Here is a 9,224-nt window from a genome sequence, read left to right as displayed (position 1 = left end):
TTTGAGCTGCACAAGAAGTTCGGCAAGGTCTCCATGAAGACCATCCTTGCGCCGGCCATCGGGTATGCGGAGAACGGCTTTCCGGTGTCGCCGGTGATCGCGGATGCGTGGGAGCGGTCGGTCTCCCGCTTTGGCGATAAGCCGGGCTTTGCCGAGGTGTTCATGCCGGGTGGGCGAACGCCGCGTGCAGGCGAGGTGTTTCGGAATCCTGCGTTGGCGCATACGCTGGGTCTGTTGGCGCGTCGTGGCCGGGATGCGTACTATCGCGGGCCGATTGCCCGGGAGATTGTTGAGTTCTCCGAGGCCAATGGCGGGTTCTTTACCCTGTCGGACTTCTCCTCGCACACCTCGACGTGGGTGGAGCCCATCTCCACCGACTACCGCGGCTGGACGGTGTGGGAGCTGCCGCCCAACGGGCAGGGTCTGGCCGCTCTTCAGTTATTGAACATCCTGGAAAACTTTGACCTTCGGTCCATGGGGCGCGACTCGGCGGACTACTGGCACGTGATGGTGGAGGCGAAGAAACTTGCGTTCGCCGATCGTGCTCGGTGGTATGCGGACCCTGAGTTTTCTTCGACGCCCATTGTTGAGTTGTTGAGTAAGGAGTATGCGCGTTCGCGCGCGTCCTTGATTGATATGGAGCACGCCGCTCTTACTGATCCGCCGGGTGACATCGCCGCGCTCAACCGTCCCGAGACGACGTACCTCTGCACGGCCGATTCTGACGGCATGATGGTGTCGCTCATCCAGAGCAACTACACGGGCTTCGGTTCGGGCTACGTGGTGCCGGCGGTGGGCTTCGGGCTGCAGGATCGAGGCGGTTGCTTCAACCTCACACCCGGTCACCCCAACTGCCTCGAGCCGGGCAAGCGCCCGTTCCACACCATCATCCCCGCGTTCGTCACCATCGAGGGTGAGCCGGTGATGGCGTTCGGCCTGATGGGCGGCGACATGCAGCCGCAGGGACACGCGCAGATCATCACGGACCTGGTGGACTTCGGGATGGGGCTGCAGGAAGCCGGCGACGCAATCCGCTTCCACCACACGGGCTCCACGGACCCGGACGGCACGGTCATGGTGAACGGCGGCGTGCTGCATATAGAAGACGGGCTCTCCCCGGAGATCCTGGAAGAGTTGCTGCGCCGCGGGCACATCATGGAGCCGGAGCCGGTGGGCGCGTACGGCGGCTACCAGGCCATCTGGCGCGATCCCCAAACGGGCGTCTACTGCGGCGCCACGGAGAGCCGCAAAGACGGCTGCGCGCTGGGGTACTGACCCTACCTGCTGTTGAAGACCATCACGCGGTTGTTGCCCTGGTCGGTCACGTACAGCTTCCGGCCGATGATCGTTACCGACGTTGGATAGCCGAACGTGCGCCCCGAGGGCGTGGCGTCTACAATGCCGTCCTGGTTGTCATCGTTACGAGTAAAGTGTGCGAGGTCCGACTGGCCCAGCACCCCCGACGGCAGCGCGCCGTTCGCGGTGGGAATGGGGCGGTAGATCAGCACGCGGGAGCCGTCGGTTTCCGCCACGTACAGGTTGGTTCCATCCGACGCCAGCCCCCACGCATTGACATTACCGACGGAGTCGAGGTCCGGCGCACCGATCACGAAGTCCGCCGGCTGGTAGTTGCTGGTCGGAATCGTGTTCCAGACCAGGATGCGCCGCCAGAAGTCGCCGATCAGCAGGCGCGTGCCGTCCGTCCACATCGACGTGGGGAAGTTGGGCGTATACGCGTCTCTCTGCACATCGCGGCTTACGAAGTCCATCTGGCCGACCACCACGTCCGCCGGTGCGTTGTTGGTGCTGGGGACGCTGTTCCAGATAAGGCAGCGGTGGTTGTTGTAGTCGAGCACGAACATCTTCCCGCCGGCCACCTGCACGCGGACGGGAGTATCGAGGCCCGACTGTGTCAGCCGCGCGGTGTCGTCGGCGAAATCCGCCTGGCCGATTACGATGTTGGCGGGGACATCGCCGCCTGGCATGGTGTTCCAGATCAGCACGCGGTTGTTTACATAATCAACCACGAAGAGCTTGCCACCCGAGCTGCGGACGTCGAAAGGGCTGAACCGGCTGGCGCTGACGCCGCTCGTGTTGGACATGAAGTCCGCCTGCCCCACCACGAAGTTCGCTCCCGCGCCGTCCGCGGTGGGTGTCGCGTTGAAGCCGAGCACGCGGTTGTTGCCAAAATCGCAAACATACAGGCCGCCCGCGGCGAGGTCGCCGGTGGGTTGGTTGAGAGTGGCAGCGGACAGACCCGTCGCGCTCGCCGTGCCGTTGGGCTGGCCGATGATCACCGCGGCCGGCTGGAAGTCGTCGAACACCAGCGGACCGGTGGGGGTGGGGTTGGGTTCCGGCGCGGCGGGGTCGTCGCCGCCGCAACTGGAGATGGCTACGGCAAGGCACAGCGTGACGGCGGCGGCGAGAGTCCGGTATAGACGCATGGCGATGGGCCCTTCTAAAGGAGTCGTGTGGGCGCGGGCTTCACCGGCCAGCGTTGGTAAAGGATACACCATGAGCGGGGTTGTGTGGGACTATATCGACACCCTCCCCGGGACCCGAGGATCATTCTTGATACGCCGTTACCAGAGGACGCACACCATGAAGCGAATTGTTGTCTCCGCACTGTTTCTGTTTCTGCTGCCTGCCGGCGCCCGCGCGCAGGATGGAGCGAGGCCGGATCCCGCCCAGACCGACGCCGACAAGTATCACGTGATACTCAAGAACGAGCGCGTGCGCGTGCTGGACTACCGGGACCACCCCGGCGACAAGACCACGCAGCACTTTCATCCCGACTTTGTGCTCTATGCGCTCAGCGACTTTCAGCGCCGGTTGATGTTCCCGGACGGAACGTCGGTAGTGAAGGATTTCAAAGTGGGCGATGTGATCTACATGTCCGCGCAGACGCACATTGGGGAAAACGTCGGTGATACCGACACCCGCGTGGTAATCGTGGAACTGCAGGAACCGGCGCCGGTGGCTGTGCCTCGTGAAGTGGGGGAGATCCCGGGCGCCAAGCAGACGACGCTGGGTCTGTACGTGACCGCCGCCGAGGCGTACGGCCGCTGGAAGGCCGATCCGGAGCACGCGACGGTCATCGACGTGCGCACACCGGAGGAATACATGTTCGTCGGGCACGCCGCGATGGCGTGGAACATCCCATATCTGTTTCAGAGCTACGATTGGGACAGCGCAAAGGAACACTTCGCCATGCAACCCAACGCCGCGTTCGTCACCAGTGTGAAAGCCATCGCAAACCCCGCCGACACCCTCTTCGTCATGTGCCGGTCGGGGGCTCGGAGCGCGCGCGCGGTGAACGCGCTGGCGGAAGCCGGGTTCACGAATGTCTATTCCGTCGTCGACGGGATGGAAGGGGATGCGGTCAAGGATCCCGCGAGTCCGTCTCACGGAAAGCGCGTGCTGAATGGATGGAAGAACGCCGGTCTGCCGTGGACGTATGAGATAGACCCGGCCCGCATGCGGCTGAACCACTGACACGCCGCGCTTGTGAAAAGAAGATCTACCTTTTTTCTCGAATTCCTCGTGCCGAAAGTCAGAACCGCGTGTCGCATCCTCAAGGGCCCGTGGTAGGCGTGCCCCCGCAAACCGTATCCCGGACACGCGTACCCATGGAGGGCCCGATGACTACCCGCCGATTCCTTCTTAGACCCGGCTTTGTGGTGCTCTTGTTGATTGCGGTTGGCTGCGGGAGTGAAAGCGAAACCCCCGTCAATCCCAACCCCACGCCTTCCACCACGCCGCAGTACGTTCTCAAGTGGGGTACCCCGGGCACGGGTATCAGCCAGTTCAGCGCTCCCAGCGGTGTCGCCGTGGACATCTCCGGCAATGTCTACGTGACGGACAGCAATAACCATCGCATTCAGAAGTTCAGTGGCTCGGGCGGGTATCTCACCCAGTGGGGTTCGGTGGGGGGGAATGACGGCGAATTCAACTTTCCGGTCGGGATCGCGGTTGCAGATGTCGGGCATGTCTACGTGGTGGATCAGAATGGCCACCGCGTGCAGAAGTTCGACGTGGCGGGGGGATATATCACGCAGTGGGGCACGGTGGGCGCAGGCGCCGGCGAATTCAATTATCCGGCCGGAATCGCGTTCGACGAAACCGACGAACAACTCTATGTGGCGGATGAGGGCAACGACCGCATTCAGGTGTTCGACAGCAATGGTGGTTTCGTTACCCAGTGGGGCTCAACCGGAACTGGCGATGGCGAGTTCGATTCCCCCTGGGGTGTGGCGGTGGACGCGAGCGGCAATGTCTACGTGACCGATTCGGGGAACAACCGTATTCAGAAGTTCAACGGTTCGGGGTCGTTTCTCGCCAAATGGGGAACGCCCGGCACGGGCGATGGCCAGTTTGATTTTCCCTGGGGTGTGGCCGTCGATAAGAGCGGCAACGTCTACGTAACCGAGCGGACCATCGATAGCAGTCGCATTCAGAAGTTCAGCAGTGCGGGTGTGTTCATCACCAAGTGGGGCTCATGGGGCGATGCCAACGGACAGTTCGCCGCGCCCGAAGGTATTGCGATCGACAGCAACGGCAATATCTTCATCGCGGAGGAGTACAACAACCGCATCCAGAAGTTCCGGTAAGCGCGGCGGGGAAGTGATTACCGCTGTAACAGCGGTAAATTGTCAGCCACTCTCCCGGTGGCGGCGGACGCCCGCGATTCCCCCCAACTTCGGCGAATCGTTTGGTTCCAATGCGCCCGTCAACTATGAGCGCTACTTCGTGCCCGTAATCGGGAAACCGCTGGCGGAGAGACTGGTGCGCGCCGCGCAGCTCAAACCCGGCGAACGCGTGCTCGACGTCGCGTGCGGCACCGGCATCGTCGCGCGGCTTGCGGCCAGGGACGTGGGGGACAGCGGTGTCGTGGCCGGTCTCGACGTCAACCCCGGCATGCTGGCGGTGGCGAAGGCCGCGCTGAACGATGACTCGGTCGAGTGGTTCGAGGCGGGCATGGAAGCCATGCCGGTGCCCGACGGGGCGTTCGACGTGGTGACGTGTCAGATGGGCCTCCAGTTTGTCCCCGACAAGGACGCCGCGCGGCGGAGATGCACCGCGCGCTCAAACCGGGCGGCCGTGTGGTCATCAATGTTCCCGGTCCGGAGTCCGCGGCCTTCGCCGCCTTCAGCAACGCGCTCGAGAATCACGTCAGCCCGGAAGCGGCCGAATTCATGCGCGCCGTGTTCTCCCTGAGCGACGAGGCGGAACTGGAGGCCATTCTCACCCGCGCCGGTTTCAGGGAGACGTTGGTGGAAGCCGATGTCACCGAGCTGCACCTCCCACCCGCCCAGGATTTCCTGTGGCAGTACGTGCGCAGCACACCGCTGGCCGGTGCCATCGACAAGGTCGACCGCGCGCGGCTCGCCGCGCTCGATCATGACGTGATGAAGGCCTGGCGCGCGTTTGAGGACCCGCAAGGGATGCGCTGGGGGCAGCGCGTGGTGACAGCCCTGGGCCGCGAGTAGCGGAGCCGGTGGGCGCCTACATTGGCCGGTTTCTTACCGCCGCAGCGGCACCAACAATTATTGGTTGACTTACCAAGTAATGTTGGCAATATTCCGGCATGGTCACATCCACACAGTCCCGACTCTTCGGCAGCCGCCGGCGCACCGAGGTTCTGCTGACGATCGCGCTCCTGGGGGAGACGTATCCGGCGGAACTCGCGCGTCTGCTGGGCGCTCCGCTCTATTCGGTCCAGAACATCGTGTCGGCCCTCGACCGGGAAGGGGTGGTGGCGTCCCGTATCTCGGGCCGCGCGCGTGTCGTCTCCCTGGACCCGCGCTACTTTGCGTACAGGGAGCTCAAGGCGGTCCTGCTCCGGCTCGCGGAAGCGGAGCCGGACCTGCGCGCGATCGCATCCAGCCGGCGCTCGCGGCCCCGCCGCGCGGGCAAGCCGTTGTGAAGATAGCGCGCGGCAGTAGCCTGCGCGACGTGGCATTCGTGGTGTGCACGGCCCTGCACGAAAGCGGCACCGAAGCCGTGCTGACGGGCGGGAGTGCGGCCACCGTGTACGCGCCGCAGGCGTACCAGTCGCGTGACATCGACTTCATCGTGACGTTTTCCGGCGCCGGTGCCACCCCGGGCGAGGTGCTCGCCTCCCTCGGGTACCGCGAGGCGGGGGACCATTACGAGCACCCGCATAACGATCTCAATCTCGAGTTTCCGCAGGGGCCCCTGGCCGTGGGTGGCGAACTGATTCGCAAGTGGAAGTCGTTGCGCGAGGGCGGCATGTTGCTCCACATCATTACGCCCACGGATTCCGTCCGCGACCGGCTGGCGGGGTTCCTGTTCTGGAATGACCGGGGCTCGCTGGACCAGGCGGTGGCCGTCGCGAGGGCGCGACGGAAGCAGGTGGATCTTGAGGCCGTCGCGCGATGGTGCCGCTTGGAAGGGAAGGCCGCGGCGTTCGAAGAATTCCAACGGCAGCTCTCCCACGGGTAGCCGACGGCTGCGTACGGCTGCGCGATGGGGTTCTAACCCCTCAGCGGTACATCGACTTCACGTAGCCCCACGTGCGTGCTTCTGTCGCCAGCGGTCCCTGCGTGGTAAACGAGTACAGCGGTGATGCGCCGCTGTTCAGGTCCGTGCACCCGCTCGGTGCCGTCCCCCATTGCGCTCGCCAATAGTACGTGGTGTTCGGCTGCAGGAAGTCGGGTGCAAACTGGTCGAGGTCGCAGGGAACCGGGTACACCGTGCCGCTGGTGCAGTCCGGGCTGGTGCTGATGCGCACCGAACAACCGCCGTACGGCGGTTGCTCAATGGCGTCGTCCGGTGTGCCATCCCACGAGAGCACCACGTCCAGCGGCACCGTGGTGGCGCCGTTGGGCGGATAGAGGTCGTAGGGCGACAACGCGTAGTAGCAGCACTGCCAGCAGACGCACTCGCAGTAGCCGGTGCCCGCCCGGTGCTCTACCGGCACCGCCGGGCGCCAGTCCCCCGTGCAGTCCTGGACTTCGCAATTCTGAATCTCCCAACTCGTGCACGGGGCCATGTCCTCGCTGGTGACGATGACGGTGAGGGTTCCCACCGTTACCTCGCCGGGGGCGGTGCAACTCCCCATGTCCACTTCGAGCCCGTTGATGCGATTGCCGGTCGTGGGTCCCGCCCACGTCTCGCCAATCACGACGCCCAGCGGCGGATCGGCCAGGGTGAAACGGACCTTCTGGAAGGGGATGGCCCGCGCCACCACCGTGAGCGTGACGACGCCCGGATCGAAAGGCAGATAACAAAAGTAATTCTGTCCGGATACGTAGGTGTCGAGGTAGGCGGCGGGGGAGCCGTCTTCGCACGACTGCGCGGCGGCGGGTGAAACCTGGGCTGTCGTGAGTGGCAGCGCCAGGAGCAACAGCGCGGCGGCGTATTCTTGCCAGTGGATCATGATCCACCTCCTGGAGGCCCCAATTATACCACGGCTGCCCCGGCTGCCGGGGAGTGGTATGCTCGTTGCCCATGAGAGGCGGACACCACGAGAAGCACGGGCTTGCGTCCTTCGCGTTCGCGGTTGTGGCGCTCGCCGTTGTGACGGCCGGTGCGGCCATGGCGAAGGAACCGTCCGTCGAAGGGGACACGCTTCGCTTCCAACTGAACGATCTCTCCGGCGCGCCCGTGGGTTCCGACGACCCGCGCTTTGCCGGCAAGGTTCTCTACGTGACGTTCTGGGGCACGTGGTGCCCGCCGTGCATCACGGAAATCCCCACCCTGATCGACCTGCAGGAACGGTACAGAGAGCAGGGTCTGGTGATCGTGGCGGTCGCGTTCGAGAAAGAGGACGACGCGGACCCGCGCCGCGCGCGGCTGCGGGAATTCGTGGCCGCCCGCGAGATCAACTACCTGGTGCTCGATGGCGGCCAGACCACGAAGTTCGAGGATGCCTTTCCATCCGTGAAGAACGTCAAGGGGCTGCCGGTGGAAATGCTGATCGACCGCGGTGGGGGCGTGGTGGTGTCGCGCAACGGGTACGGCTACAAGAAGAAGTGGGCGGCGAAACTCGAGAAAGAAATCCAGGCACTGTTGAGAGCGAACGAACCCGGGCGGACCCGGTAAACACGATGCCCATCGATTCGTACCGGTTCCTCGATTTCGCCACCCGCAAGATCATGCAGGCCTGGACCGCGAGGCAGGAGCCCGGCGCGATCCCGTTCACGCCGCTCGCGAGGCCGCTGCGCGAGTGCACCGTGGCGCTCGTCTCGACTGCCGGCATCGCGCGCAACGACGACCGGCCCTTCGACCAGGAAGGGGAGCGGCGCAACCCGTGGTGGGGCGACCCCAGTTTCCGGGAGATTCCGGCCGGCACCACCGAGAAGGACATCCGCATCTACCACCTGCACGTCGACCCGCGTTTCGGCGAGGCCGACCTGGACGTGGTGCTGCCCATGCGCCGGCTGGCCGAACTGGCCGAAGCGGGTTTCGTTGGCCGCCCCGCGCCGACGCACTACTCGACGATGGGGTACATCCTGGACCCGGCCGAACTGGTGGAGAAGACGGCACCGGCCATTGCCGCGCGCATGCGTGAGGAAGGCGTGGACGCGGCGGCGCTCGTCCCCGTCTGACCCTTCTGCTGCCGGTCCGTGGGACTGGTGCAACGCGTGCTCGAGGCCAGCGGCATTGCCACGGTGACACTCTCGTGGATCCCGGAACTGACGCGTGCGGTGGGCGTGCCCCGGCTTGCGGGCATCGGTTATCCGTCGGGCCGCTCCTTCGGCAGACCACACGACGCCGACGGCCAGCGCGCGGTGTTGCGCGCCACCCTGCAATTGCTGGAGAGCGCGTCCGGGCCCGACGCGTACGTCGATCTGCCGTTCGAGTGGCCGGAGTCCGTGGCCCAGGCGCGAAACGCATCCCGCGACATCCCGCACCCGCCCATCGTCGACCTGTTGAAGAAGAAACCGTGGCTGTTGCCCCTGCTCTACACGGGACGCCTGCCGCGCGCCGATTCCCTCCCGCCCGAAGAAGGAATGGGATGACGCGCGGCGGGGTGGTAAGCTCCGCCGCGTGTTGCGCCACGAACAGTGGCCCGGATTGGCCACGCGCGGTTCGGGTTTTGAACGCAGCACGCGCAAGTGAACGATCGAGGAACCCATGAATCTCAGTCTACTGGAATCCATGCCCATTCCCGCGGTCTACGCGGTCGTCGTTCTGTTGATGCTGGTTGCTTGCGAGATCGGCCATCAGTTCGGCAGCCTGGTGCAACGCCGCACCGC

General features: G+C 64.8%; 12 protein-coding genes and 1 pseudogene. 10 read left to right on the top strand and 3 right to left on the bottom strand.

The annotated features are described in order from the left end of the window. Positions 1-1,275 (top strand): gamma-glutamyltransferase family protein (locus tag OEX18_15060; GenBank protein ID MDH4338587.1); only part of this gene is annotated, 1,275 nt, incomplete at its 5' end. Between the two features lie 2 nt (positions 1,276-1,277). Here OEX18_15060 and OEX18_15055 read toward each other — a convergent pair. Further along, positions 1,278-2,444, bottom strand: coding sequence for a hypothetical protein (locus OEX18_15055; protein ID MDH4338586.1), 1,167 nt, complete (start codon positions 2,442-2,444; stop codon positions 1,278-1,280). 268 nt (positions 2,445-2,712) lie between these two features. Between OEX18_15055 and OEX18_15050 the strand changes: the two are divergent. The 3 genes and pseudogenes from OEX18_15050 to OEX18_15040 all read left to right on the top strand — a co-directional run bounded on the left by OEX18_15050 (position 2,713) and on the right by OEX18_15040 (position 4,610). Continuing rightward, positions 2,713-2,973 (top strand): annotated as a pseudogene (locus tag OEX18_15050) (cytoplasmic protein). After that, positions 2,953-3,495 (top strand): rhodanese-like domain-containing protein, encoded by a 543-nt coding sequence (locus OEX18_15045; protein ID MDH4338585.1) that lies wholly within the window; start codon positions 2,953-2,955, stop codon positions 3,493-3,495. The pseudogene OEX18_15050 and the gene OEX18_15045 overlap by 21 nt, the downstream one beginning before the upstream one ends. Before the next feature lie 146 nt (positions 3,496-3,641). Then, the gene (locus tag OEX18_15040) at positions 3,642-4,610 is read left to right on the top strand and encodes a 6-bladed beta-propeller (protein ID MDH4338584.1); all 969 of its coding nucleotides are present in this window, start codon (positions 3,642-3,644) and stop codon (positions 4,608-4,610) included. Between the two features lie 132 nt (positions 4,611-4,742). Here OEX18_15040 and OEX18_15035 read toward each other — a convergent pair whose 3' ends face one another. Next, complete coding sequence (locus tag OEX18_15035; GenBank protein MDH4338583.1) at positions 4,743-4,988, bottom strand: hypothetical protein; 246 nt, start codon at positions 4,986-4,988, stop codon at positions 4,743-4,745. A gap of 84 nt (positions 4,989-5,072) precedes the next feature. Here OEX18_15035 and OEX18_15030 point away from each other — a divergent pair, with 84 nt between their 5' ends. The 3 genes from OEX18_15030 (at position 5,073) to OEX18_15020 (ending at position 6,465) form a co-directional block, all read left to right on the top strand. Then, complete coding sequence (locus tag OEX18_15030) at positions 5,073-5,489, top strand: hypothetical protein (GenBank protein ID MDH4338582.1); 417 nt, start codon at positions 5,073-5,075, stop codon at positions 5,487-5,489. A gap of 98 nt (positions 5,490-5,587) precedes the next feature. Next, positions 5,588-5,926, top strand: coding sequence for a hypothetical protein (locus tag OEX18_15025; protein MDH4338581.1), 339 nt, complete (start codon positions 5,588-5,590; stop codon positions 5,924-5,926). Next, a complete protein-coding gene (locus OEX18_15020; protein ID MDH4338580.1) occupies positions 5,923-6,465 on the top strand; it encodes a hypothetical protein in 543 nt (180 codons plus the stop codon). Before OEX18_15025 ends, OEX18_15020 begins: the two co-directional genes overlap by 4 nt. Before the next feature lie 40 nt (positions 6,466-6,505). Here the strand turns inward: OEX18_15020 and OEX18_15015 are convergent, their stop codons facing one another. After that, on the bottom strand, positions 6,506-7,402 hold the full coding sequence (locus OEX18_15015; GenBank protein MDH4338579.1) for a hypothetical protein: 897 nt from the start codon (positions 7,400-7,402) through the stop codon (positions 6,506-6,508). Between the two features lie 71 nt (positions 7,403-7,473). Between OEX18_15015 and OEX18_15010 the strand changes: the two genes are divergently transcribed. Genes OEX18_15010 through OEX18_15000 form a run of 3 tightly spaced genes read left to right on the top strand, consistent with a single transcriptional unit; the run spans position 7,474 to position 8,987 of the window. Beyond that, complete coding sequence (locus OEX18_15010) at positions 7,474-8,067, top strand: TlpA family protein disulfide reductase (protein MDH4338578.1); 594 nt, start codon at positions 7,474-7,476, stop codon at positions 8,065-8,067. Positions 8,068-8,072: 5 nt separating this feature from the next. Beyond that, on the top strand, positions 8,073-8,573 hold the full coding sequence (locus OEX18_15005; protein MDH4338577.1) for a glycine/betaine/sarcosine/D-proline family reductase selenoprotein B: 501 nt from the start codon (positions 8,073-8,075) through the stop codon (positions 8,571-8,573). Positions 8,574-8,600: 27 nt separating this feature from the next. After that, positions 8,601-8,987, top strand: coding sequence for a hypothetical protein (locus OEX18_15000; GenBank protein ID MDH4338576.1), 387 nt, complete (start codon positions 8,601-8,603; stop codon positions 8,985-8,987). Positions 8,988-9,224 lie beyond the last annotated feature (237 nt).

It is taken from the genome of Candidatus Krumholzibacteriia bacterium (genome assembly GCA_029865265.1).
Classification (GTDB): domain Bacteria; phylum Krumholzibacteriota; class Krumholzibacteriia; order WVZY01; family JAKEHA01; genus JAKEHA01.
This window is presented reverse-complemented; position numbering and strand designations above follow the sequence as displayed.

Bases quoted from the DNA above. Each gene is read 5' to 3' on its own strand.
- OEX18_15055 (MDH4338586.1), bottom strand. From the start codon at position 2,444: ATGCGTCTATACCGGACTCTCGCCGCCGCCGTCACGCTGTGCCTTGCC.
- OEX18_15040 (MDH4338584.1), top strand. From the start codon at position 3,642: ATGACTACCCGCCGATTCCTTCTTAGACCCGGCTTTGTGGTGCTCTTG.
- OEX18_15035 (MDH4338583.1), bottom strand. From the start codon at position 4,988: ATGGCTTCCATGCCCGCCTCGAACCACTCGACCGAGTCATCGTTCAGC.
- OEX18_15030 (MDH4338582.1), top strand. From the start codon at position 5,073: ATGCACCGCGCGCTCAAACCGGGCGGCCGTGTGGTCATCAATGTTCCC.
- OEX18_15025 (MDH4338581.1), top strand. From the start codon at position 5,588: ATGGTCACATCCACACAGTCCCGACTCTTCGGCAGCCGCCGGCGCACC.
- OEX18_15015 (MDH4338579.1), bottom strand. From the start codon at position 7,402: ATGATCCACTGGCAAGAATACGCCGCCGCGCTGTTGCTCCTGGCGCTG.
- OEX18_15010 (MDH4338578.1), top strand. From the start codon at position 7,474: ATGAGAGGCGGACACCACGAGAAGCACGGGCTTGCGTCCTTCGCGTTC.
- OEX18_15005 (MDH4338577.1), top strand. From the start codon at position 8,073: ATGCCCATCGATTCGTACCGGTTCCTCGATTTCGCCACCCGCAAGATC.